Origin of the sequence: Streptomyces sp. NPDC051180 (assembly GCF_040689545.1) — a bacterium.
Classification (GTDB): Bacteria; Actinomycetota; Actinomycetes; order Streptomycetales; family Streptomycetaceae; genus Streptomyces.
In genome coordinates, this window is the sequence record NZ_JBFBBC010000002.1 from 334,002 (window position 1) to 358,166 (window position 24,165).

At 72.6% G+C, this 24,165-nt stretch carries 20 protein-coding genes; 4 read left to right on the plus strand and 16 right to left on the minus strand.

Going from position 1 to position 24,165, the window contains the following annotated elements; translation table 11 throughout:
• Nucleotides 1-278: 278 nt before the first annotated feature.
• The 16 genes from AB0424_RS04955 to rsmH form a co-directional block, all read right to left on the minus strand.
• Nucleotides 279-1,406, minus strand: a complete 1,128-nt coding sequence (locus AB0424_RS04955; RefSeq protein ID WP_366302329.1) for a DivIVA domain-containing protein — start codon at nucleotides 1,404-1,406, stop codon at nucleotides 279-281.
• A 55-nt stretch (nucleotides 1,407-1,461) separates the two neighbouring features.
• Nucleotides 1,462-1,752 carry a YggT family protein gene (locus AB0424_RS04960; protein ID WP_017238790.1) on the minus strand — a complete coding sequence of 97 codons (291 nt, stop codon included), beginning with the start codon at nucleotides 1,750-1,752 and terminating at the stop codon, nucleotides 1,462-1,464.
• Between the two features lie 80 nt (nucleotides 1,753-1,832).
• Nucleotides 1,833-2,453: a cell division protein SepF gene (gene sepF / locus AB0424_RS04965; RefSeq protein WP_366302330.1), complete on the minus strand. Its 621-nt coding sequence runs from the start codon at nucleotides 2,451-2,453 to the stop codon at nucleotides 1,833-1,835.
• Nucleotides 2,454-2,575: 122 nt separating this feature from the next.
• Nucleotides 2,576-3,295 carry a YggS family pyridoxal phosphate-dependent enzyme gene (locus tag AB0424_RS04970; RefSeq protein ID WP_366302331.1) on the minus strand — a complete coding sequence of 240 codons (720 nt, stop codon included), beginning with the start codon at nucleotides 3,293-3,295 and terminating at the stop codon, nucleotides 2,576-2,578.
• Nucleotides 3,292-4,071: a peptidoglycan editing factor PgeF gene (gene pgeF / locus AB0424_RS04975; protein ID WP_366302332.1), complete on the minus strand. Its 780-nt coding sequence runs from the start codon at nucleotides 4,069-4,071 to the stop codon at nucleotides 3,292-3,294. Before pgeF ends, AB0424_RS04970 begins: the two co-directional genes overlap by 4 nt.
• Nucleotides 4,068-5,282, minus strand: coding sequence for a cell division protein FtsZ (gene ftsZ, locus AB0424_RS04980; protein WP_366302334.1), 1,215 nt, complete (start codon nucleotides 5,280-5,282; stop codon nucleotides 4,068-4,070). The genes pgeF and ftsZ overlap by 4 nt, the downstream gene beginning before the upstream one ends.
• A gap of 277 nt (nucleotides 5,283-5,559) precedes the next feature.
• Entirely contained in the window at nucleotides 5,560-6,363 is an 804-nt protein-coding gene (locus tag AB0424_RS04985; RefSeq protein ID WP_366302335.1) for an FtsQ-type POTRA domain-containing protein, read from the minus strand.
• A gap of 27 nt (nucleotides 6,364-6,390) precedes the next feature.
• Entirely contained in the window at nucleotides 6,391-7,485 is a 1,095-nt protein-coding gene (gene murG / locus AB0424_RS04990; protein ID WP_366302336.1) for an undecaprenyldiphospho-muramoylpentapeptide beta-N-acetylglucosaminyltransferase, read from the minus strand.
• A 6-nt stretch (nucleotides 7,486-7,491) separates the two neighbouring features.
• Nucleotides 7,492-8,832: a putative lipid II flippase FtsW gene (gene ftsW / locus AB0424_RS04995; protein ID WP_366302338.1), complete on the minus strand. Its 1,341-nt coding sequence runs from the start codon at nucleotides 8,830-8,832 to the stop codon at nucleotides 7,492-7,494.
• Nucleotides 8,833-8,887: 55 nt separating this feature from the next.
• A complete protein-coding gene (murD, locus tag AB0424_RS05000) occupies nucleotides 8,888-10,327 on the minus strand; it encodes a UDP-N-acetylmuramoyl-L-alanine--D-glutamate ligase (RefSeq protein ID WP_366302340.1) in 1,440 nt (479 codons plus the stop codon).
• A complete protein-coding gene (mraY, locus tag AB0424_RS05005; RefSeq protein ID WP_366302342.1) occupies nucleotides 10,309-11,379 on the minus strand; it encodes a phospho-N-acetylmuramoyl-pentapeptide-transferase in 1,071 nt (356 codons plus the stop codon). The genes murD and mraY overlap by 19 nt, the downstream gene beginning before the upstream one ends.
• A complete protein-coding gene (murF, locus tag AB0424_RS05010; protein WP_366302344.1) occupies nucleotides 11,376-12,800 on the minus strand; it encodes a UDP-N-acetylmuramoyl-tripeptide--D-alanyl-D-alanine ligase in 1,425 nt (474 codons plus the stop codon). The genes mraY and murF overlap by 4 nt, the downstream gene beginning before the upstream one ends.
• Nucleotides 12,801-12,804: 4 nt before the next feature.
• Entirely contained in the window at nucleotides 12,805-14,391 is a 1,587-nt protein-coding gene (locus AB0424_RS05015; protein ID WP_366302345.1) for a UDP-N-acetylmuramoyl-L-alanyl-D-glutamate--2,6-diaminopimelate ligase, read from the minus strand.
• Nucleotides 14,392-14,509: 118 nt separating this feature from the next.
• A complete protein-coding gene (locus AB0424_RS05020) occupies nucleotides 14,510-16,558 on the minus strand; it encodes a penicillin-binding protein 2 (protein WP_366302347.1) in 2,049 nt (682 codons plus the stop codon).
• A 7-nt stretch (nucleotides 16,559-16,565) separates the two neighbouring features.
• Nucleotides 16,566-17,147, minus strand: a complete 582-nt coding sequence (locus AB0424_RS05025) for a hypothetical protein (RefSeq protein WP_366302349.1) — start codon at nucleotides 17,145-17,147, stop codon at nucleotides 16,566-16,568.
• Nucleotides 17,144-18,100 carry a 16S rRNA (cytosine(1402)-N(4))-methyltransferase RsmH gene (gene rsmH / locus AB0424_RS05030; RefSeq protein WP_366302351.1) on the minus strand — a complete coding sequence of 319 codons (957 nt, stop codon included), beginning with the start codon at nucleotides 18,098-18,100 and terminating at the stop codon, nucleotides 17,144-17,146. The genes AB0424_RS05025 and rsmH overlap by 4 nt, the downstream gene beginning before the upstream one ends.
• Before the next feature lie 322 nt (nucleotides 18,101-18,422).
• On the opposite strand from rsmH, the gene AB0424_RS05035 reads away from it, so the two are divergent.
• The 4 genes from AB0424_RS05035 (at nucleotide 18,423) to AB0424_RS05050 (ending at nucleotide 23,899) form a co-directional block, all read left to right on the plus strand.
• Nucleotides 18,423-18,977, plus strand: a complete 555-nt coding sequence (locus tag AB0424_RS05035; RefSeq protein ID WP_366302352.1) for a carbonic anhydrase — start codon at nucleotides 18,423-18,425, stop codon at nucleotides 18,975-18,977.
• A gap of 145 nt (nucleotides 18,978-19,122) precedes the next feature.
• Nucleotides 19,123-20,142, plus strand: coding sequence for a MoxR family ATPase (locus AB0424_RS05040; protein ID WP_366302354.1), 1,020 nt, complete (start codon nucleotides 19,123-19,125; stop codon nucleotides 20,140-20,142).
• The gene (locus AB0424_RS05045) at nucleotides 20,142-21,491 is read left to right on the plus strand and encodes a DUF58 domain-containing protein (protein ID WP_366302355.1); all 1,350 of its coding nucleotides are present in this window, start codon (nucleotides 20,142-20,144) and stop codon (nucleotides 21,489-21,491) included. Before AB0424_RS05040 ends, AB0424_RS05045 begins: the two co-directional genes overlap by 1 nt.
• Entirely contained in the window at nucleotides 21,488-23,899 is a 2,412-nt protein-coding gene (locus tag AB0424_RS05050; RefSeq protein ID WP_366302357.1) for a DUF3488 and transglutaminase-like domain-containing protein, read from the plus strand. Before AB0424_RS05045 ends, AB0424_RS05050 begins: the two co-directional genes overlap by 4 nt.
• Nucleotides 23,900-24,165: the final 266 nt, after the last annotated feature.

Consider the following 24,165-nt stretch of genomic DNA (forward strand, 5'->3'; position numbering starts at 1 on the left):
CCCCGGGCCCGCACCCCGTGTGCCTGGCACTGCTGGTGCGGGTCCAGGCACAAGGGGCAGGGGCGCGGCCGAGCGCGCCGTCCCGTGTGCCCACCCGTCCCGCCCAGCGGGACGATTGCCCACACGGCGGGGGGGGTGGCCCCGCAGACGTGCGGACGTGGGCCCTCGCGGCGGCCGGCCGGAAGGGGCCGGGTACGGCGAAGGGCCGGACCCGGGGTACCGGGTCCGGCCCTTGCAGCCTGCCGACGGCTACGCGCTCACCGCGCGACCACCCGCCGTCAGTTGTCGTCCTCGTCGATCAGGAAGCCACGCATCGGCGCCGGCGCCTGCTGCATCGGCTGCGGTGCCTGCGGACGGACCGGAGCCATCGGCTGGGTCATGGCCGGAGACATCTGCTGCTGGCCGCCGTAGGAGGGCGCACCGCCCATGGACGGCGCGCCGCCCATGCCGCCGTTGCCGCCGTAGGACGGGGCACCGGCGCCCGCCGAGGCCATCGAGGGGGCCGGCGGCAGGGAGGCCGCCGCGGGGGTCCGCGGCGGGGCGAGCGAGTCGTCGGCCTGGGTCTCCAGCTGACGCAGCTGCGACTCCAGGTAGGACTTCAGGCGCGTGCGGTACTCGCGCTCGAAGCCGCGCAGGTCCTCGACCTTGCGCTCCAGCGTGGCGCGGGCGGACTCCAGGGAGCCCATGGCGACGCGGTGCTTCTCCTGGGCGTCCCGCTCCAGGGCGTCGGCCTTGGCGCGGGCGTCCCGCTCCAGGCCCTCGGCGCGGGAGCGCGCCTCGCCGACGATCTTGTTGGCCTCGGAGCGGGCCTCGGCGATCGCCTGGTCGGCGGTCTGCTGGGCCAGCGAGAGGACACGGGCGGCGCTGTCGCCACCGGGGCCCTGCTGCGGCTGCTGCTGCATCTGCGGCGGCATCTGCTGCTGCGGGTGGCCCATGGGACCGCCCTGCATCGGACCGGGGCCCATCGGACCGCCCTGCATGGGGCCGCCCTGCATCGGGCCGGGACCCATCGGACCGCCCTGCATGGGGCCGCCCTGCATCGGGCCGCCCTGCATGGGGCCGGCGGGCAGCGCGGGAGCGCCGGACGGCAGCTGGGGCGGGCCCATCTGCGGCGGCTGCTGCTGGACCGGCGGTCCGGATATGGCCGCGGGCACGGGGGCGCCGGGACCGACGGGCCGGTCCTGCGGCTCCGGGGGCTTGCGCATGCCCTGCTGCTGCTGGTTCTGCGCGGCGGCGCGCGTCGCGGCGGCCAGCTTCGCGCGGAGGTCCTCGTTCTCGCGGAGCAGGCGGGTCAGCTCGGCCTCGACCTCGTCGAGGAAGGCATCGACCTCGTCCTCGTCATAGCCTTCTCGAAGGCGGACGGTCGTGAACTGCTTGTTCCGCACGTCCTCGGGGGTCAGCGGCATCTCTTCTTCACCTCTACGTAGTCGTCGGCAGTCGGCAAGACCGTATCGTCCACACTCACCTCGCGAAGCTGCTCACGATGGAGATCAGGATGTAGACGATGATCATCAGAACGAAGAAGGACAGGTCGAGTGCCACGCCCCCGAGACGCAGCGGCGGGATGAGTCGCCGCAGAAGCTTGAGCGGTGGATCGGTGACAGTGTAGGTGGCCTCGAGAACGACCACCATCGCCTTACCGGGTTGCCATGAACGGGCGAACTGGAAGACGTAGTCCATGACCAGCCGGACGATCAGGAGGACGAGGAAGCACATCAGCACGATGTAGACCACCTGTAGTGCGACGCCCATCCCGCGTTTCCCTCTCCCCTGGCTTACGTGCTCTCGCTTGGCCGGCCGCTAGGCGACCGGTCCGTCCGGTTCTGTTGTTCTCAGCTCTGGTTGAAGAATCCGCCCTCTGCGATCCGGGCCTTGTCCTCCGCCGTGACATCGACGTTAGCAGGCGACAACAGGAACACCTTCTGCGTCACTCGCTCAATGCTGCCATGGAGCCCGAAGACGAGTCCGGCGGCAAAGTCGACAAGTCGCTTCGCGTCCGTGTCGTCCATCTCCGTGAGGTTCATGATCACGGGGGTGCCCTCACGGAAGTGTTCCCCGATGGTACGGGCCTCGTTGTACGTCCGGGGGTGCAGCGTGGTGATGCGGTAGGGCTCCCGCTCGGACACGACCTTGGGCATGATCACCGGTGCGTTCTTCTCCAGGCTCGGACGTTCGGGTGTGATGGATGCCACGGGGGCAATTCGGGCCGGACGTCCGCTTTCGGCGAGTACAGGGACAGAATGGGCGAGCGGCTCCCGGGGTGCCGGGGGCGCCACCACTCGCACCGGTTCCTCCCGCTCCATCTGGCGCGGGGGGGTGTGACGCCGGTCGCGCTCGGGCTCCGGCTCCAGCTCGGGTTCGAAGTCGTCGTCGGGGTCGAAGCCCCGGCCGTCGTACCCATCGTCCTCCACGAGGCCGAGGTAGACCGCCATCTTGCGCATCGCGCCGGCCATTCTCTGAGTCCTCCGCTCTGTGGTGGATCGGCCTCGTCACCAAGTGCCGGCGATCCACGGGGCACCCCGCCGTTCTGCGGAATGACCATATTTTCTGCTGTGGTCCGACTTGCTTCGCGACGTTACCCGAGCTTCGGGCGGACGCCGAGTACCGCCGTACCGACGCGTACGTGTGTCGCCCCGGCCGCGACGGCGTCCTCGAGGTCCGCACTCATCCCTGCTGACACCATGTTCGCAGCCGGACGGGTCGCGCGCAGGGCAGTCGACAAATCCATGAGCCGGTCGAAAGCGGCACGTTGCCGCCCCGCGTACGGACCGGCGAGCGGGGCGACGGTCATCAGTCCGCCGAGCCGCAGTCCGGGGGCGGCATCGACCGCCGCCGCCAACTCCTCGATCCCGTCCGGCGAGACGCCGCCGCGGTCGCCGCGCTCCCCGGACTCCGCGTCGAGAGCGACCTGGATCAGACAGCCGAGCTCGCGCCCCTCCTTCTCCGCGGCCGCGGAGAGCGAGGAAACGAGCTTCGGACGGTCGACCGACTGCACCACATCGGCATAACCCACCACGGAACGGACTTTGTTGGTCTGCAACTGGCCCACGAAGTGCCAGGCCAGATCGAGGTCCGCGCAGGCGGCGGCCTTCGGGGCGGCGTCCTGGTCACGGTTCTCGGCGACGTCGCGCACCCCGAGCCCGTGGAGGATCCTGACGTCGCTCGCGGGGTAGGTCTTGGTGACCACGATGAGCGTCACCTCCTCGCGCGCGCGCCCGGCGGCCGCGCAGGCGGCGGCGATGCGCGCCTCCACCCGGGCCAGGTTCTCGGCCAGTTCCGAGGTGCGGTCCGTCATCGGTTCTTTCCTGCCGGGGATCCGGGGGTCTCCCCCGGGGCGGACACGGTGTCCAGCCAGACATATCCCGCGAGTCGCCCCGTGGTGCGGTCGCGGCGGTACGAGTAGTGGTCGCCTGATTCCCGGGTGCAGACCGCGTCGGCCTGCAGGTCCTCGACGCCGAGCCGTTCGAGCTGGGCGTGGACTCCGGCGGTGACGTCGACGGCCGGGGTTCCCCAGCTCGTCTCGGCCCAGGCGGCGGGTTCGATCTCGGCGACCTCGGCCCGCATGGCCTCCGGCACCTCGTAGCAGCGCCCGCAGACGGCGGGGCCGGTGCGGGCGACGATGCGGGCGGGGACGGCGCCGAGCCGGATCATGGCCTCGACCGCGGCCGGGACGACTCCCGCGACCATTCCGGGACGTCCGGCGTGGGCGGCGGCCACGACCCCGGCGACCGGGTCGGCGAGGAGGACCGGCACGCAGTCCGCGGTGAGGACGGCGAGACCGAGGCCGGGCCGGGTGGTGACGAGGGCGTCGACCGAGGGGACCGGGGCGGCGCCCCACGGCCCGTCGACCTCCGCGACGTCGGCGCCGTGGACCTGGTTCATCCAGACGACCCGCGCCGGGTCGAGCCCGAGGGCCCCGGCGGCGCGCGCCCGGTTGGTACGCACCGCCTCGGGGTCGTCCCCCACCGCTCCGCCGAGGTTGAGCTCCTCGTACGGAACGGCGCTCACCCCGCCCCACCGGTCGGTGAAGGCGAAGTGCGCGCCGTTCGCGTCGAAGCGATGTCCTATCACTTCAGGAAGTCCGGGACGTCCAGCTCCTCGGCCTGGCTGTCCGCGTACGGACGGGCCGGGGGGACGACCGGCTGAGCGGGCGTCAGCGGGACCTCGTTGACCGCCGGGGCGGGCTCGACGGGGGCGGCGACGGGCTCCTCGCGGGGGGCCACGGTGCCGAGTCCGCCGAGCGGGCGGGAGGACTCGACGTGGCGGGGGGCCGGGGCCGGCTCCTCGCGCTTGGCCGAGACCGAGCCGATGATGTTGTCCCGGCGGGCCGGCGGCTGGCCGCCGTCGAAGCCGGCCGCGATGACGGTGACGCGGACCTCGTCGCCCAGGGCGTCGTCGATGACGGCGCCGAAGATGATGTTGGCCTCGGGGTGGGCCGCCTCGCTGACCAGCTGCGCGGCCTCGTTGATCTCGAAGAGACCGAGGTCGCTGCCGCCGGAGATGGAGAGCAGCACGCCGCGGGCGCCGTCGATGGACGCCTCCAGGAGCGGCGAGGAGATCGCCATCTCCGCGGCGGCCACCGCGCGGTCGTCGCCGCGAGCGGAGCCGATGCCCATGAGCGCCGAGCCGGCCTCGGACATGACCGACTTGACGTCGGCGAAGTCGAGGTTGATCAGACCCGGGGTGGTGATGAGGTCGGTGATGCCCTGGACGCCGCTCAGCAGCACCTGGTCGGCCGACTTGAACGCGTCGAGCACGGAGACCTGGCGGTCCGAGATCGAGAGCAGTCGGTCGTTCGGGATGACGATGAGGGTGTCGACCTCTTCGCGGAGCTCGGCGATGCCGTCCTCCGCCTGGTTGGCGCGACGGCGTCCCTCGAAGGTGAACGGCCGGGTGACCACACCGATCGTCAGGGCGCCGAGCGAGCGCGCGATGTTGGCGACGACGGGTGCGCCGCCGGTGCCGGTGCCGCCGCCTTCGCCGGCGGTGACGAAGACCATGTCGGCCCCCTTGAGGACCTCCTCGATCTCCTCACGGTGGTCCTCTGCCGCCTTGCGACCGACGGCCGGGTTGGCCCCGGCGCCCAGGCCACGGGTGAGTTCACGACCGACGTCGAGCTTGACGTCGGCGTCGCTCATCAACAGCGCTTGCGCGTCGGTGTTGATCGCGATGAACTCGACGCCCTTGAGGCCGACCTCGATCATTCGGTTGATGGCATTGACACCACCGCCGCCGACACCGATGACCTTGATGACTGCGAGGTAGTTCTGCGGTGCTGCCACGTCGAAGGCCTCTCGCCTCGAGTTACGTGTCGTCGCCGCGCGTTGCTCGCGCCGCTCCGACGGATGCCGATTGGGACGGTCCGAAACGCCGACCCGAACCCTAACGTTGAAGTTTAGGGTTACCAGTGTCTCTGTTCGCTGGACTCTTCCGAACAGGACACTAAGTCGACAAGTGGCGCACGTTCAACGAACACGCCGAACCTCCCGTTTTTCTTTTCACCCTATGTGATCACCCGTAGCGCTGGCCAACCAGGGTGCTGGCCAGCGGTGATGCCCGTCAACTCCCGGACGAGGCAGGCGCCGTGGGGGCACTTACGTCGAAGTGCCCCGCTTTGGGCGTCGCCTTCATGAGAGCGTTCAGGACCCGGGCTTTCACGGGGCCGTGCTCGGCACTGCCCCAGAAGACGGTGCGCCCCTTGGTCAGCTCCAGAGTGACGGAGTCGTACGAGGTGACGCGCACGACACGAGTGTCCCGGGCGATTTCGGCCGGGAGTTCACCCCGGACGCGGACCGCCTCCCGGAGGAGACGGTCGGCGCCGAAGCGGCGCAGGCTCGGCGAGGCGGCTGCGTCGAGGACCAGGCGGGGCACCCCGCGCGGGGCGGTGTCGACCGTGGCGAACCGCAGCCCGGTCGCGTCCACTTCGATGAACTTTCCGCCCTTTTCGACGAGCAGGACGGGCTGCCGTTCCGTCACTTTCAGCCCGATTCCGTGCGGCCAGGACCGGACGACGTCGATCGACTCGATCCGGGGATAGGCGCCCCGGAGCCGGGCCTCGATCGCCTCGGTGTCGACGGAGACGAGCGGGGCCCCCAGCGGTACGGCGGCGGTCGCCTCGATCTCGCCGGCGGTCAGGACCCGGACGCCGGAAGTCTTCACACGTTCCACACGGAACCAGGTCGACCCGTAGAGCGCCCAGACGCCGCCGGCCGCGAGTGCGAGCAGTCCGAGCGCGACGAGGAGCAGCCGGGGTGCCGGCACCCGGAACCGACGGTTCCGGTCACCGGCACCGGAGGACCGGCCCGACGACCCCTTCGACTTGCTGGTGCCGCTCTTCTCCGCGGTCGTCGGTCCGGCTGCCACCTGGCGCTCCTGCCTCTCGCCGCCGCGCTACGCCTGTCGGCGGGCGGCGATCGCCTCGTACACCATGCCGACGAGCAGGTCGTCGGCGTCCCGGCGGCCGAACTCGGCCGCGGCCCGGGACATCTCGTACAACCGGTGCGGATCGGCCAGTACGGGCAGGACGTTGGCCTGCACCCACTGCGGCGTCAGCTCCGCGTCGTCGACGAGGAGTCCGCCGCCGGCCTTGACCACCGGCTGGGCGTTGAGCCGCTGTTCGCCGTTGCCGATGGGCAGCGGCACGTACGCGGCGGGCAGCCCGACGGCGGAGAGCTCGGCGACGGTCATGGCGCCCGCGCGGCAGAGCATCATGTCGGCCGCGGCGTACGCCAGATCCATCCGGTCCACGTACGGTACCGGTACGTACGGCGGCATACCGGGCATGTTGTCGACGCGCGGCATCTCGTTCTTCGGGCCGACCGCGTGCAGGATCTGGATGCCGGAGCGCTGGAGCACCGGGGCGATCTGCTGGACGACCTCGTTGAGCCGCCGGGCGCCCTGCGAGCCGCCGGAGACCAGCAGCGTCGGCAGGTTGGGGTCGAGGCCGAAGGCGGCGCGCGCCTCGGGCCGCACCCGCGCCCGGTCGAGGGTCGCGATCGTGTACCGCAACGGGATGCCGATGTAGCGCGCGTTGCGGAGCTTGCTGTCCGGGGTGGCCACGGCGACCCCGGCCGCGTACCGCGAACCGATCTTGTTGGCCAGGCCGGGCCGGGCGTTGGCCTCGTGGACCACGATCGGCACCCCGAGGCGCTTGGCCGCGAGGTAGCCGGGCAGGGCCACGTAGCCGCCGAAGCCGACCACGCAGTCCGCCTTGGTGCGCTCCAGGACCTGCTCGGCGGCCTTGATCGTGCCGCGCAGCCGCCCGGGGACGGTGATCAGCTCGGGGGTGGGCTTGCGGGGCAGCGGCACGGCCGGGATGAGCGCCAACTCGTAACCCCGCTCGGGTACGAGCCGGGTCTCCAGACCCTTCTCCGTGCCCAGCGCCGTGATCCCCACGCTGGGGTCCTGCCTGCGCAGGGCGTCCGCGAGGGCGAGCGCCGGCTCGATGTGGCCGGCGGTCCCCCCGCCGGCGAGTACGACATGCACCGAAATTCACCGCTCTCCGGACGGGCGCTTCTTGACGCGCCGTCGCATCGACTTCCATCTCACCCCGGCCCGCTTGCCCCAACCGGGGCGGCGCATGGCCAGGGCCGCTTTCGCGGCGGGTTCCTGTCGCGCGAAGGCGATGAGGAGCCCGACGGCGAACATGGTCGGCAGCAGGGCCGACCCTCCGTAGGAGAACAGCGGGAGGGGGACACCGGCGATCGGCAGCAGACCGAGCACCGCACCGATGTTGATCACGGCCTGCGCCGTGATCCAGGTGGTCACACCTCCCGCGGCGAACCTCACGAAGGGGTCCTCCGTGCCTCCGGCCACGCGGATACCCGCATAGCCTAGAGCCGCGAACAGGGCGAGTACCGACAGCGTCCCCGCGAGACCCAGTTCCTCACCGGTGACCGCGAAGATGAAGTCGGTGTGCGCCTCGGGGAGTTGCCCCCATTTCTCCACACTGGCGCCCAGTCCGGATCCGAACCATCCTCCGGACGCCAGGGCATAGATTCCGTGTGCCGCCTGCAGGCAGGGGGCACCCTCGCCGCCGGGGTCGGTCGCTCCGATGCAGTCGAAGCGCTTCATCCGGTTCGAGCTGGTCTTGATCAGGAGCACGCCGATCGCGCCGGCCACCGTGAGCACCCCGACGAAGAGCCGGGTGGGCGCTCCGGCCGTCCACAGCAGGCCGAAGAGGATCGCCGCGAGGATGATCGAGGTGCCCATGTCACCGCCGAGCATGATCAGACCGAGCAGCATGAAGGCGCCCGGGACCAGCGGCACCAGCATGTGCTTCCACTGGGTCAGCAGCCGCATGTCGTGCTTGCGGGCGAGCAGGTCGGCCCCCCACAGGATCAGCGCCAGCTTGCCGAACTCGCTGGGCTGGAGCTGGAAGGGGCCGCCGAGGGAGATCCAGTTCTGGTTGCCGTTGACCGCGTGCCCTATCCCGGGGATCTGCACCAGGATCATCAGGAACACCGCGCCGACCAGGATCGGGTAGGCGAGGGCCCGGTGGAGCTTCACCGGCATCCGCGAGGCGGCCAGCAGCAGCCCGGTGCCGAGGAGCGCGGCGAAGAACTGCTTCCGGAAGAAGTACGACGGCACCAGGTCGTAGGTGAGGGCCGTGATCATGGAGGCGGAGTAGACCATCACGAGGCCGAGCGTGGTGATGAGCATCCCCGCGCCGATGATCACGTAGTAGGCCGTGAGGGGGCGGTCCCATGCCTTCTGGGCCCGCTCGTAGAGCCCTCGGACGCCTCCGCCCCGGGGTCGCCGCGGGGATGCGGGGGCCCGCCCCCCGCCGCGTGCGGCGGAGGGCCGGCGTGCCCCGGCGATCTTGCTCGGCATGGTCGCTGCCCCCTCCAGTCGTGCCCGGTCCGGCCGGACCCTCCCGCTGGTCAGGTCAGGCGTCCCCGGTGGCGGCGAGGGCGCGGACCGCGTCCGCGAATGCCTCGCCCCGCTTGTTGTAGTTGGTGAACATGTCCATCGAGGCGCAGGCCGGGGCGAGGAGGACCGTGTCCCCCGGGCGGGCGAGCCGGGCCGCCTCGCGGACCGCCTCGGACATCGCCCCAGTGTCGGTCCGGTCGAGGTCCACCACCGGGACTTCCGGGGCGTGTCGCGCCAGGGCTTCGCGGATCAGCGCGCGGTCGGCGCCCATCAGGACGGCGCCGCGCAGGCGCTTCGCCGACGCGGCGACGAGGTCGTCGAACTCCGCGCCCTTGGCGAGGCCGCCGGCGATCCAGACGATCGGCTCGTAGGCGGCCAACGAGGCTTCCGCGGCGTGGGTGTTGGTGGCCTTGGAGTCGTCGATGTACGTGACCCCCTGGACCTCCTCGACCAGTTCGATGCGGTGCGGGTCGGGCCTGAAGGCCCGCAGTCCGTCCCGTACGGCCTTGGCGTCGACGCCGAAGGCGCGGGCCAGGGCGGCCGCGGCGAGCGCGTTGGCGATGTTGTGCGGGGCCGGCGGCTGGACGTCGGCGACCTCGGCGAGCTCCTGGGCGTTCTTCTGCCGGTTCTCGACGAAGGCGCGGTCGACGAGGATGCCCTCGACGACGCCGAGCTGGGACGGGCCGGGGGTGCCGAGGGTGAAGCCGATCGCCCGGCAGCCCTCCTCGACGTCGGCCTCGCGGACCAGGTCCTCGGTCACCCGGTCGGCGACGTTGTAGACGCAGGCGATCCGGTTGCCCTCGTAGATGCGGCCCTTGTCGGCGGCGTACGCCTCCATGGAGCCGTGCCAGTCGAGGTGGTCGGGCGCCAGGTTGAGCACGGCGGCCGAGTGGACGCGGAGGGAGGGCGCCCAGTGGAGCTGGTAACTGGAGAGCTCGACGGCGAGGACGTCGTACTCCTCCTCGCCGAGGACGGCGTCGAGGAGCGAGACGCCGATGTTGCCGACGGCGGCGGTCCTCAGACCGGCCGCCTCCAGGATGGAGGCGAGCATCCGCACGGTCGTGGTCTTGCCGTTGGTGCCGGTGACCGCGAGCCAGGGCGCGGCCCCGGGGCCGCGCAGCCGCCAGGCCAGCTCGACGTCGCCCCAGATCTCCACGCCCGCCTCGGCGGCGGCCGTGAAGAGCGGCTTGTCGGGCCGCCAGCCGGGGGTGGTGACGATCAGCTCGGTGCCGGTCGGCAGGGTGGCCCCGTCGCCGAGGCGGACGGTGATGCCCTCCGCCTCCAGCTCGGCCGCCTGGGCCCGGGAGCGCTCGTCGTCGCCGTCGTTGACGACGGTCACGAGCGCGCCGCGGGCGGCCAGGACGCGGGCCGCCGGGATGCCGGACACCCCGAGCCCCGCGACGGTGACCTTCTTGCCGTTCCAGTCGAGCTGTTCCGTCACTTTTCCGCTGCCCATCCCGCGTAGAAGAGGCCCAGGCCCACGATCACGCACATGCCCTGGATGATCCAGAACCGGACGACGACCAGGACCTCCGACCACCCCTTGAGTTCGAAGTGGTGCTGGAGGGGGGCCATCCGGAAGACGCGCTTGCCCGTCATCTTGAACGAACCGACCTGGATGACCACGGACATCGTGATCAGCACGAACAGGCCGCCGAGCAGGGCGAGCAGGAGCTCCGTACGGGAGCAGATGGCGAGACCGGCGAGCGCGCCGCCGAGGGCCAGCGAACCGGTGTCGCCCATGAAGATCTTGGCCGGTGAGGTGTTCCACCACAGGAAGCCGAAGCAGGAGCCCATCAGCGCGGAGGCCACGACCGCGAGGTCGAGCGGGTCGCGCACCTCGAAACAGGCGTTGGGGTTGGTGAGGGTCATGGCGTTCGCACAGGACTCCTGGAACTGCCAGAGCCCGATGAAGGTGTACGCGCCGAAGACCATCACCGACGCACCGGTGGCCAGGCCGTCCAGACCGTCCGTCAGGTTCACGCCGTTGGACATGGCGAGAATCATGAAGAGCGCCCAGACCACGAAGAGCACCGGGCCGATGGCCCAGCCGAAGTCCGTGATGAAGGAGAGCTTCGTGGAGGCCGGGGTCAGCCCGCGCAGGTCGGCGAACTGCAGCGACAGCACGGCGAAGGCGATGCCGACGATGAGCTGGCCGGCCATCTTCGCCTTGGCCCGCAGGCCCAGCGACCGCTGCTTGACGATCTTGATGTAGTCGTCGAGGAAGCCGACCAGGCCCATGCCGGCCATCAGGAACAGCACCAGGGCGCCCGAGTACGTCGGGTCCTCGCCGGTGATGACCTTGGCCAGGGCGTACGCGATGAGCGTCGCCAGGATGAAGGAGATGCCGCCCATGGTGGGCGTGCCCTTCTTCCCGGCGTGGCCGCGCGGGCCGTCGTCCCGGATGAACTGCCCGTACCCCTTGCGGGCAAGGAGCTTGATGAGCAGCGGCGTGCCGATCAGGGTCAGGAAGAGCCCGATGGCCCCCGCGAAGAGGATCTGCCTCATCGGCCGGTGACCTCGCCCTCGGTGTCGAGCAGTGCCAGGGCGACCTGTTCGAGACCGACCGACCTGGAAGCCTTCACAAGGACGACATCCCCCGGGCGCAGCTCACTGCGCAACAGGTCGACAGCCGCCTGCGCGTCGGACACGTGCACCGACTCCTCACCCCACGAACCCTCGTTATATGCGCCCAGTTGCAGCCAGGACGCTTCCCTGTCCCCGACCGCCACGAGCTTGCTGACGTTGAGTCGGACGGCGAGCCGTCCGACCGCGTCGTGCTCGACGAGCGATGCGTCACCGAGCTCGGCCATCTTGCCGAGCACCGCCCACGTGCGACCCCCTCGGGCCTGTGCGGCCCGGCCCATGGCCGCGAGCGCGCGCAGGGCGGCTCGCATGGACTCGGGGTTCGCGTTGTAGGCGTCGTTGACGACCGTCACGCCGTCCGGACGCTCGGTGACCTCCATGCGCCAGCGCGACAGGGTTCCCGCTTCGGAGAGCGCGGTGGCGATCTCTTCGACGGGCATGCCCAGCTCGTGCGCGACGGCGGCCGCTGCGAGCGCGTTCGACACGTGGTGCTCACCGTACAGGCGCAAGGTCACGTCGCTGCACCCGGTGGGTGTGTGAAGACGGAAAGAAGGCTGTCCGCCTTCTGTGAGGTGGACGTTCTCGGCACGTACGGCCGCTTCGTCCGCTTCGCCGAAGAGGACGACGCGGGCCTTGGTGCGGCTCGCCATCGCGCGGACGAGGGGGTCGTCGGCGTTGAGGACGGCGATGCCGCCCTCCTCGGCGGTCGGCAGGGACTCGACGAGCTCGCCCTTGGCCACGGCGATCTGCTCCCGGCCGCCGAACTCGCCGATGTGGGCGGTGCCGACGTTGAGGACGAGGCCGATGCGGGGCGGGGTGAGGCCGGTGAGGTAGCGGATGTGCCCGATGCCGCGGGCGCCCATCTCCAGGACCAGGTGCCGGGTCTCGTCGCTCGCGCGGAGCGCCGTGAGCGGCAGGCCGATCTCGTTGTTGAGCGAGCCGGGCGTCCACACGGTGGGCGCGTGCCGGTCGAGGACCTGGGCGATCAGGTCCTTGGTGGAGGTCTTGCCGGCGGACCCGGTGAGGGCGACGACGTCGGTGCCGAGCCGTTCCACGACCTCGCGGGCGAGGGCCCCGAGCGCGGCCTGGACGTCGTCGACGACGATGGCGGGGACGCCGACGGGCCGGGCGGCCAGCACGGCCGCCGCACCCGCCTCGACGGCGCGCGCGGCGTAGTCGTGGCCGTCGACGCGTTCACCGGCGAAGGCCACGAAGAGGCTGCCGTCCCGCACTTCGCGGGAGTCGATGACGACGGGCCCGGTGATCCGGGCGGCCGGATCCGGTATGTCGTGCGCCTGCCCGCCGACGATTTCGGCGACCTCGGCGAGGGAGAGGGCGATCACTGCTTCATCCCTGACTGTTCTGGTGGCTGTCTGTTCCGCCCGGCACGGGTGCCTGGGCGTCCTGCCGGGCGGCGATCGCCGCGCGCAGCACCTGGCGGTCGTCGAAGGGGCGTACCACTCCGGCGATCTCCTGGCCCTGTTCGTGTCCCTTGCCCGCGACGAGGACGGTGTCGCCGGGTCGTGCGCGGGCGACGGCCGCCGCGACCGCGGCGGCGCGGTCGGCGAGGACGAGCACCTCGCCGCGCTCCTCCGCGGGGACCTCGGCGGCGCCCGCGAGCATGGCGGCGAGGATCTTGAGCGGGTCCTCGGAGCGGGGGTTGTCGGAGGTCAGGACGGCCGTGTCGGCGAGCCGGGCCGCGGCGGCGCCCATCGGGCCCCGCTTCGTGGTGTCCCGGTCGCCGCCGCAGCCGATGACCACGTGGAGGCTGCCCTCGGTGACCTCGCGCAGGGAGCGCAGGACGGACTCGACGGCGTCCGTCTTGTGCGCGTAGTCGACGACCGCGAGGTACGGCTGGCCCGCGTCGACGCGCTCCAGCCGGCCGGGCACGCCCGGGACGGCGGCGACGCCGTCGGCGGCGGCCCGGGGGTCGAGGCCCGCGGTGGCGAGGGTGGCGATCGCGGCGAGGGTGTTGGCGACGTTGAAGGGGCCGGGCAGCGGGGCGGTGGCGGGGATCCGCACGCCCTCCGGGCCGACCGCGGTGAACGTCGAGTCGTGGGAGCCGAGGACGAGGTCCTCGGCGCGCCAGTCGGCGTCGGCGCGGCCCTCGGCGGAGAAGGTGACGACCGGGACGGTGGCCTCCTTGGTCAGCCGGCGGCCGTACTCGTCGTCGAGGTTGACCACGCCCAGGCGGCTGCGCTCGGGCGTGAAGAGCCCGGCCTTGGCCTGGAAGTAGTCCTCCATGTCGGAGTGGAACTCCATGTGCTCGGGACTCAGGTTGTTGAAGACGGCGACGTCGAAGACGCAGCCGTCGACCCGGCCGAGCACGAGGGCGTGGCTGGAGACCTCCATGGCGACGGCCTCGACGCCCCGCTCGCGCATGACGGCGAAGAGCGCCTGGAGGTCGGTGGCCTCGGGGGTGGTCCGCTCGGACTTGATGCGCTCGTCGCCGATGCGCATCTCGACGGTGCCGACGAGGCCGGTCCTCCGTCCCGAGCCGCGCAGTCCGCCTTCGACGAGGTACGCGGTGGTGGTCTTGCCGGAGGTGCCGGTGATGCCGATCTGCAGCAGGCCGGCACCGGGCCGGCCGTAGATCTCGGCGGCGAGTTCGCCCATCCGGCCGCGCGGGTTCTCGACGACCAGGACCGGCAGGCCGGTCGCGGCGGCGCGCTCCGCGCCCGCCGGGTCGGTGAGGATCGCGGCGGCGCCGAGGCCGGCGGCCTGGGCGACGAAGTCGGCGCCGTGCGTACGGGCGCCGGGCAGGGCCGCGTAGACGTCGCCGGGACGCACCGCCCGCGAGTCGTGGGTGATGCCCGAGATCTCGGCGTCACCGGGGGTGTCGACCCCCAGGTGTGCGGCCAGGTCGCCCAGGGGTGTCGGGCGGGCCTGCTCCGGCCGGGGCGGGGTGGTTCGGTACTGATCAGCGTGTGGCACGGCGGTGAGCGTACCGGGCGCACCCTCTGGGGGGCCAAAAGACCCCGGGGCGTCGTCGGAGTTCGATTTCCGGTTCCCGGAATGGGGGGTGATCGTTGTCACTGGTGCTCCCGGAGGGTCACGGGGTGCCGTCGGCGAAGACCGGCAGTCGGGCGGGTGCGCTGCCCGTAGGGGCGACGTGGAGGGTCTTGAGGGCGAACTCCATGACCTTCTTGTAGATGGGTCCGCAGATCTGGCCGCCGAAGTAGTTCCCCTTGGTGGGGTTCTGGATGGCGCAGTAGACGGTGATCCGCGGGTCGTCGGCCGGGGCGAAGCCGGCGAAGGAGGCGGTGTACCCCTTGTAGCGGCCGAGTTCGGGGTCGACGCGGTTGGCGGTGCCGGTCTTGCCGGCGACGCGGTAGCCGGGGATGGCCGCCTTGGCTCCGGTGCCCTCCCGGTCGTCGACGACGGATTCCAGCATCGTGGCGAGGGTCCGGGCCGTCTCCTCGCTGACGACCCGGGACTCCGCGGGCCGGGGAGCCGGGGCGAAGCGCCCGTCGGGCCCCTTGGTGCCGCGGACGAGGGTGGGTTCGATGCGTACGCCCTTGTTGGCGATGGTCGAGTAGACCGAGGCGGCCTGCATGGCGTTGATCGACAGGCCCTGGCCGAAGGGGATCGTGTACTGCTGCGAGGTGGACCAGTCCTCGGGCTTGGCGAGGATGCCGGCGGTCTCGCCCGGGTAGTCCAGGCCGGTGGGGCTGCCGATGCCGAACTTGCGCAGGTAGGAGTGGAGGATCCGGTTGGACTCGGGCTGGGTGGCGCCGAGCTGGCCGGTGGCGAGGATGGTGCCGATGTTGCTGGACTTGGCGAGGACGCCGTTGAGCGTCAGGTACCAGGTCTTGTGGTCGATGTCGTCCTTGAAGAGGCGGTCGCCGCGGTGGAGCCGGTTGGGGACGGTGACGTGGGTGTCGGGGGTCGCCTTGCCCTCCTCCAGGACGGCGGCCATGGACATGACCTTGCTGGTGGAGCCGGGCTCGTAGGCGTCCTGGAGGGCGGCGTTGCCCATGGCGGCCGCGTTGGCGGCGGAGAGGTCGTTGGGGTCGAAGCCGGGGGCGTTGGCCATGGCGAGGACCTCGCCGGTCCTGGTGTCCTGGACGATCACGTAGCCGCGGTCGGCCTTCGACTTCTTCACCTGGTCGGTGATGGCCTGCTGGGCCGCCCACTGGATGTCCCGGTCGATGGTGAGCTCGATGTCGGAGCCGGGGACGGCGGGGGTGCCCTGGGAGCCGGCGGTCGGTACCTGGCGGCCGCCGGACTGGGTGAAGCGGATCGTGCCGTCCCGGCCGGCCAGCTCGGGGTCGAGCATGGACTCGACGCCGCCGGCGCCGCGGCCCTCGGCGTTGACGTAGCCCAGTATCCCGGCGGCGAGCTCGCCGTTGGGGTACACGCGCTTGGTGCTGGGCTCGCTGAGGACGCCGCCGAGGAGGTTGACGCCGTTGCCGCCGGCGGAGCGCTGCGCCTTCTGCCCGTAGGCCCGCTTGAGGTCCTTGATCTGGTTCCAGACCTGCGGGGTCTGCTTGCGGGCGAGCAGGGTGTAGCGGGACTTGGGGGTGCGGAGCTTCTTGGCCAGCTCCGCGGGCTCCTTGCCCAGCAGGGGGGCGAGAAGCGCGGCGGCCTGCTCGGGGGCGTCGGGGAGCCTGGACTCCGCGGGCGTGAACAGCTTGGGGTCGGCGGTGATGTCGTACGCGTCGACGCTCGCGGCCAGCGCGATGCCGTTGCGGTCGGTGATCTCGCCCCGCTCGGCGGAGAGCGTGTACTCCTGGAAGCGGTACTTGTCGGCCTTGGCCGCGTACGCGGAGGCGTCTACCGCCTGGACCTGGAGGAGCCGCACCACGAAGGCAAGCATGACCAGGGTCAGGCCGAGGGCGACCAGGCGCAGTCGGGGCCGGGGGCTGCCGAGCCGGATGGTGCGGGGCCGGCGGGCCGGCGGCCGGGGCGGGGTGCGTTTCGCTGCCGGCCTCGGGGCGGGCCGGGAGGGGCGTGCCGTGGCTCCGGCCCGGGCCCCGGCTCCGGCGCGGGCTCCGGCACTCGCGCCGGCTCTGGCCCCGGCTCCGGCGGAGGCGGGCCGGGGGCGGGCGGGCCGTGCGGGTCCGGGGACGCGGCGGCGCGGGGGCTCCTTGGGGGGCACTGCTCGGTCACCTGCCCGGGGTCGGTGGGGTGGGGTCAGTCGCCGTGGACGCGGGCGCGCTCCGGGTCGGGCCGGCGCCGGAGGGGGTCGTGGTCGCCGGCTCCGGCGGGTTCTGCGCCCGGGTGCCGGTGGGGCCCTGAGCGGCGGTGGCCGAGGCGGTCGGGCCTGGCTCGGAGGTGCGGGGCCCGGGGGTGCCGGTCGGCTTCGGGGTCGGCTTGGGGGCGACGGCGACCGAGGGCTCGCCGAGGACCTTGCCGTCGGGACCGAGGAAGGCGGGGCTGCCGCCGGGGACCATGCCGAGTTCCCTGGCCCGCCGCTCCAGCGCGTCGGGCGCCGCGTAGTCGTCGACGTCCCGCTGGAGCGCCTGCTCCTCGTCGGTCAGCTCGGTGGTCCGGTTCTTGAGCTCGTTCAGCTGGAAGGAGCCCTGGTTGAGGGCCGAGTTCAGCAGCAGCAGGGAGATCAGGCCGCCGCCGAGGAGCACGACGACGAGCAGCACGAAGGGGGTCCGGGCGGCCGAGCTCGGCCCCGACGGCATGAGCCGTCCGAGCCGCGCGGCCCGCCCTTTGAGCGGCCCCTTCGCCGTGCTCACAGCACGTCCTCCCGGATGCGTTCGGCGCCCCGGAGCCGGGCGGGGGCGGCGCGCCGGTTCTCGGCGACCTCCTCCTCGGTGGGCAGCTCGGCGCCCCGGGTGAGCAGCTTCAGGCGGGGCTGGTACTTCTCCGGGACGACCGGCAGGCCGGGCGGCGCGGTGGTGGCCGCGCCGGCCGCGAAGACCTGCTTGACGATGCGGTCCTCCAGCGACTGGTAGGAGAGGACGGCGACGCGTCCGCCGACGGCGAGGGCCTTCACGGCCGCGGGGATCGCCTTCTCGACGCTGTCGAGCTCGTGGTTGACCTCGATGCGCAGGGCCTGGAAGGTGCGCTTGGCCGGGTTGCCGCCGGTGCGCTTGGCCGCCTGGGGCAGGGCGTCGCGGATCAGCTCGACGAGCCGGGCGCTGTGGGAGAACGGCTCCTTCTCGCGCTCGCGCACCACCGCGGAGACGATCCGCTTGGCCTGCTTCTCCTCGCCGTAGGCGCGGAGGATGCGGACCAGCTCGCCGGCCGGGTAGGTGTTGAGGACCTCGGCCGCGCTGATGCCGGTCGTCTGGTCCATGCGCATGTCGAGCGGGGCGTCCTGCGCGTAGGCGAAGCCGCGGTCGGCCTCGTCCAGCTGCATGGAGGAGACGCCCAGGTCGAAGAGGACGCCGTCCACCGCGGGGATGCCGAGCCGGTCGAGGACCTCGGGCAGCTCGTCGTAGACCGCGTGGACGAGGGTGGCCCGCTCGCCGTACGGGGCGAGCCGCTCGCCGGAGAGGCGCAGCGCCTCCTTGTCCCGGTCGAGGGCGACGAGCCGCACCTCGGGGAACCGCTTGAGCAGGGCCTCGCTGTGGCCGCCGAGGCCCAGGGTGCAGTCGACGACGACCGCGCCGGGGCGCTCCAGGGCGGGGGCCAACATGTCCAGGCACCGCTGGAGCATCACCGGGACGTGTCGGTCGTTGCTCAATGCGCCCTCTCAGAGCCGGCGCGGAGGCACGTACCGCGGGACGAGGCCGAGCCGGAGTACCGCCGCACACACGGGGAGAAACCGCGGAATCCGCTCGATGTCTCCGTTAACTTCGCGTCACTTTAGTCCACCGGACGCGCCGGTCAATCAACCGACTGGCGCGTCGCACGGCGCCGGCGGGCCTGGCGGACATTCCGGACGGCTCACTCGTTCGGGGTGTCCCCACCCCCACCTGTGGGGTAGCTCACAGGGCGGCTCATTGACGCTCTTTGTCCCGTCTCACAGCAGGCCCGGGCGCCGTGTGACCGTTAACGTCGGAATCATGTCGACCTCCGCGCACCCCCCTGCCGACGCCCTGGTCCCCGACGTCACGGTCGCCGACGCCACGGTCACCGACCGTCTCGTCGAGGCCAACGAGCGCTACGCCGCGGACTTCCGCGACCCCGGGATGGACGCCCGCCCCGTGCAGCGCGTCGCCGTCGTCGCCTGCATGGACGCCCGCCTCGACCTCCACGCGGCCCTCGGCCTCCACCTCGGCGACTGCCACACCATCCGCAATGCGGGCGGCGTGGTCACCGACGACGTGATCCGCTCCCTCACCATCAGCCAGCGGGCCCTGGGCACCCGCAGCGTGATGCTGGTGCACCACACGAACTGTGGCCTGGAATCGCTCACCGAGGACTTCCGGCACGAGCTGGAGGACGAGGTGGGCCAGCGTCCGGCCTGGGCCGTCGAGGCGTTCCGCGACGTCGACCAGGACGTACGGCAGTCGATGCAGCGGGTGCGGACCTCTCCCTTCCTGCTGCACTCCGACGACGTGCGGGGCTTCGTCTTCGACGTGACGACCGGCCTGCTGCGCGAGATCGACCCGGCTTAAACGTCGAAATCCCGGCATTTCCCCCGCACTTGTCCGCCCGCAAGTGACACGACCCGGCCACGCCAACAACAATGCTCGGGTGACACCCCCCGGCAGATCCCCTCGGGGGCAGGTGTCCGTGTTCCGGAAGGCCGAGGAGGGCCGGGTGACGACCTATGACGATCGAGCGAGCCTCACTGATCTGACCACCACCGCGGAGCGGGTCCGCAGGTCGGTGGAGAGCGTGATCGAGGGCAAGCCCGAGGTCGTACGGCTTTCGCTGACCGTGCTGCTCGCCGAGGGACACCTCCTGATCGAGGATGTCCCCGGCGTCGGCAAGACCATGCTGGCCAAGACGCTGGCCCGCTCCATCGACTGCTCGGTGCGCCGGATCCAGTTCACCCCCGACCTGCTCCCCTCGGACGTCACCGGCGTGTCGATCTTCGACCAGCAGCGCCGGGAGTTCGAGTTCAAGCCGGGCGCGATCTTCGCCCAGATCGTGATCGGCGACGAGATCAACCGCGCCTCGCCGAAGACCCAGTCCGCGCTCCTGGAGTCCATGGAGGAGCGCCAGGTCACCGTGGACGGCCAGACCTACGAGCTGCCCAGCCCGTTCATGGTCGTCGCCACCCAGAACCCGGTCGAGATGGAGGGCACCTACCCGCTGCCCGAGGCCCAGCGCGACCGCTTCATGGCCCGGGTCTCCATCGGCTACCCGAGCGCCGAGGCCGAGCTGCAGATGCTCGACGTCCACGGCTCGGCCTCCCCGCTGGACGACCTCCAGCCCGTCGCCCACGCCCACGACGTGATGAAGCTGATCGAGGCCGTCCGCGCCGTCCACGTGGCCGACGCCGTGCGCCGGTACGCGGTCGACGTCGTCGCCGCCACCCGCACCCACCCCGACCTGCGGCTCGGCGCCTCCCCGCGGGCCACGCTCCACCTGCTGCGGGCGGCCAAGGCGTCCGCCGCGCTGAGCGGCCGCGAGTACGTCCTGCCCGACGACCTCCAGGCCCTCGCCGCCCCCGTCCTCGCCCACCGGCTGCTGCCGACGGCGCAGGCACAGCTGAACCGGCGCACCGCCGAGCAGGTCGTCCAGGACATCCTGCAGCGCACCCCCGTCCCGGCGTCGGCACCGCCCGCCGGACCGCTCTACGGCCAGCAGCAGCCCGGCGCCCGGCGGCTGTGATGGGGGCCGCTCCCGGGCCGGACGGACAGTGGGGCGAGGACGACCGGGGCGGTCTGCGGGCCGCCTTCGGCGGTCTCACCACCCGCGGCCGGTCCTTCCTCGCCGCCGGCGTGGCCGCCGCGATCTGCGCGTACGTCCTCGGCCAGGCCGACCTGCTGCGCGTCGGACTGCTGCTCGCCGCCCTCCCGCTGATCTGCGTCCTCGCGCTGCACCGCACCCGCTACCGGGTCGCGGCCTCGCGCCGGCTCACCCCCCAGCGGGTGGCCGCGGGCGCCGAGGCCCGGGTGCAGCTGCGGATGGAGAACGTCTCCAAGCTCCCCACCGGGCTGCTGATGCTCCAGGACCACGTGCCGTACATGCTCGGCCCCCGCCCCCGCTTCGTCCTCGACCGGGTCGAGGCCGGCGGGCGGCGCGAGGTGTCCTACCGGGTCCGGTCCGACCTGCGCGGCCGTTTCCCGCTCGGCCCCCTCCAGCTGCGGCTCAACGACCCCTTCGGGATGTGCGAGCTGACCCGCTCCTTCAGCGCGTACGACACCCTGACCGTCATCCCCCGCACCGTGCCCCTGCCCCCGGTGAAGCTCACCGGCGAGGCCGCCGGATACGGCGACGGCCACCAGCGCTCCCTCGCCCTCACCGGCGACGACGACGTCATCCCGCGCACCTACCGGCACGGCGACGACCTGCGCCGGGTGCACTGGCGCTCCACCGCCCGCTACGGCGAGCTGATGGTCCGCCGGGAGGAGCAGCCGCAGCGGGCCCGCTGCACCGTCCTCCTCGACACCCGCAGGGTCGCCTACCAGGGCTCGGGCCCCGACTCCGCCTTCGAATGGGCGGTCTCCGGAGCCGCCTCCACCCTGGTGCACATGCTGGAGCGCGGCTACGCGGTCCGGCTGCTCACCGACACCGGCAGCGTGGTGCCCGGCGAGGGCTCCGAGGGCTTCGCCGGCTCGACCCAGGACGCGGCCGACTCGGCCGGCCTCCTCATGGACACCCTCGCGGTCGTCGACCACTCCGAGGGCGGCGGCTTCTCCCGCGCCTCCGACGTGCTGCGCGGCGGCAACGAAGGGCTGCTCATCGCCTTCGTCGGCGACCTCGACGAGGAGCAGACGGCCCTCGCCGCCCGGATGCGCGGACGCGGCGGCGGCGCCGTCGCCTTCGTCCTGGACTCCGGCACCTGGCTCACCGGCGGCGCCGTCGCCGGTCCCGTCGAGGACCGGGTACGCCGGCTCCGGGAGGCGGGCTGGACGGCCCTGGCCGTACCGGCCGGCGCCCGGCTCGCCGACCTGTGGCAGCAGGCTGCCGGAACCCGCGCGGAATCCGCCGCCGACACCTACGGAGGCTGGTCATGAGCGGCCGCGCACGGCTGACACTCGCCGCCTGGGGCGCCACCCTGATGGCCTCCGGAGCCCTGCTCCCCCTGGTGAAGCCGGCGACCTGGATCTTCACCGCAGCCTTCGTCCTCGCCCTGGTCAGCGGCGTCGGCACCCTGGCCCGACGGGTCCCGCTGGCCCGCCCGCTGACCTTCCTCGCCCAGACCGCCGTCGCGCTGCTCGCGCTGACCGTGATCTTCGCGCGCGAGCAGGCGGTCCTCTGGCTGATCCCCGGCCCGCAGGCCCTCACCCACGCCACCGAACTCTTCCGGGCCGGCGCCGACGACGTCAGCCGGTACGCCGTCCCCGCGCCGGACACCGAGGGCATCCGGCTCATGCTGGTCGGCGGCGTCGTCGCGATCGGCCTCCTCGTCGACACCCTCGCCGTCACCTTCCGGCGGGCGGCCCCGGCCGGTCTGCCGCTGCTCGCCCTGTACTCGGTCGCGGCCGGGCTCTCCGGCGGCGGCGCGGGCTGGCTGTGGTTCCTCCTCGCCGCCACCGGCTACCTGCTGCTGCTCCTCTCCGAGAGCCGCGACCGGCTCGCCGCCTGGGGGCGCGTCTTCGGCGGCGCCCAGCGGTCCGGCCGGCCCGGCTCCTCCGTGGCGGCCGGCGGCACGGCCGTCTCCGCCCCCGCCCGCACCGGACGCCGCATCGGCGTGATGGCCATGGGCATCGCGATGGTGGTGCCGCTCGCCCTGCCCGGCCTCGGCGGCGGGCTGTTCGGCGGCGGCGACGGGGAAGGCGGCGCGGGCGGCGGCAAGGGCGGCACGATCTCCGCCGTGAACCCGCTGGTCTCCCTCCAGGACAACCTGCGCCAGCCGGAGGACCGCGAGGTCCTGCGCTACCGCACCAACTCCCGCGACACCGGCGACCTCTACCTGCGGCTCGTCTCCCTCGACCAGTTCGACGGCACCTCCTGGAAGTCCTCGGTCCGCCCGATCGAGGACGTGCCCAAGCAGCTGCCGTGGCCGCAGGGACTGTCCCAGAGCGTCAAGATCACCGAGGTGACCAGCAACTTCGTCGCCTCCCAGGGATACGTGCAGAAGTGGCTGCCGATGCCCTACCCGGCCGGCCGGGTCGACATCAGCGGACGCTGGCGGTACGAGCCCGCCGGACGGATGATCGTCGGCGACGACAAGCAGTCCACCCAGGGCGCCCGCTACCAGGTCACCAGCCTGGACGTGCAGCCCACCGCGGACCAGCTGGCCGGTGCCGGGGCCGTCCCCGAGAAGCTCCGCAGCGAGTACACCAAGGTCCCCTCGTCGCTCCCCGAGGACGTGCGCGCCACCGCCCTGAAGGTGACCAAGGGCGCCCGCAACGACTACGAGCGCGCCGTGAAGCTCCAGGACTGGTTCGCCCGCGACGGCGGCTTCCGCTACGACGTCGACGTGGAGTCCGGCACCGGCGTCCAGGCCATCTCCCGCTTCCTCAAGGACAAGCAGGGCTTCTGCGTCCACTTCTCCTTCTCCATGGCGGCGATGGCCCGCTCCCTCGGTGTCCCCGCCCGCGTCGCCGTCGGCTTCACGCCCGGCACCACCCAGACCGACGGCTCGCTCTCCGTCGGCATCCGCGACGCCCACGCCTGGCCCGAGCTGTACTTCGAAGGGGTCGGCTGGACCCGCTTCGAACCCACGCCCTCGCGCGGCAGCACCCCCTCCTACACCCGGGAGAACACCCCGTCGGGCACCGCCACCGGGCCCGCACAGCCCGAGCAGAGCGCCTCGGCGCAGCCGTCCGCCGCGCCCAGCGCCTCGGAGAGCTGCACCCCCCAGATGCGGCGGCTCGGCGACTGCGGCCCCGACGCCGCCGTCGGCGACCTCGCGTCGGACGGTTCCGGACCCGACCCGCTGACCGTGGGCCTCGTCTCCCTGGCGGTGCTCGCCGCGCTCGTCGTACCGCTGCTCCCGCTGCTCTGGCGCACCCGGGTACGCGCCCGCCGGCTCGGCTCCGACGGCGGCCGCGGCCCCTCCGAGACGGCCGCGCGGACGCTCGCCGTCTGGCAGGAGATCACCGACACCGCCTGGGACTACGGCGTCGAACCCGACGAGTCCCGGACGCCCCGGAAGACGGCGGCCCGCATCGTCCTCCTGGGCGAGCTGCACGGCGAGTCCGCGGACGCGGTGCACCGGGTCGCGCGGGCGGTCGAAGAGGTCCTCTACGCACCCCGGCCCACCCCGGCCGCGGGTCTCGCCGACGAGGCCGGCCGGGTCCGTGCCGGATTCCACGCGGGCGCCGACCGCGCCACGCGGCTCCGCGCCCTCCTCGCGCCCCGCTCCGCGCTCCGCGTCCGCTGGGCCGTCTCCGCGTGGTCGTCCACCCTCGCCGCCCGCTGGGCCCACCACCGCCACACCCTCACCACCCGCCTCCGCCCGCGCAACACCCCCTGACGAACCGGGCCACCGCCCGCGTCCGGGCAGTGGGCCCGGGCCCACCAGTGCGGGCTCGCGCCCGGCCCGGGCGCGCCCCCCCGTGTGGGCAATCGTCCCGCTGGGGCGGGACGGGTGGGCACACGGGGACGGCGCGCCTGGCCGCGCCTCGCCCCCTTGTGCCTGGACCCGCGCCAGCGGGTGCGCCGCGCATGGGGTGCGGGCCCCGGGCGCGGAAGCCTAGGCCCGGCAGGGGCGCCGTTCCGTTGTGCCCACCCGTTCCGCCC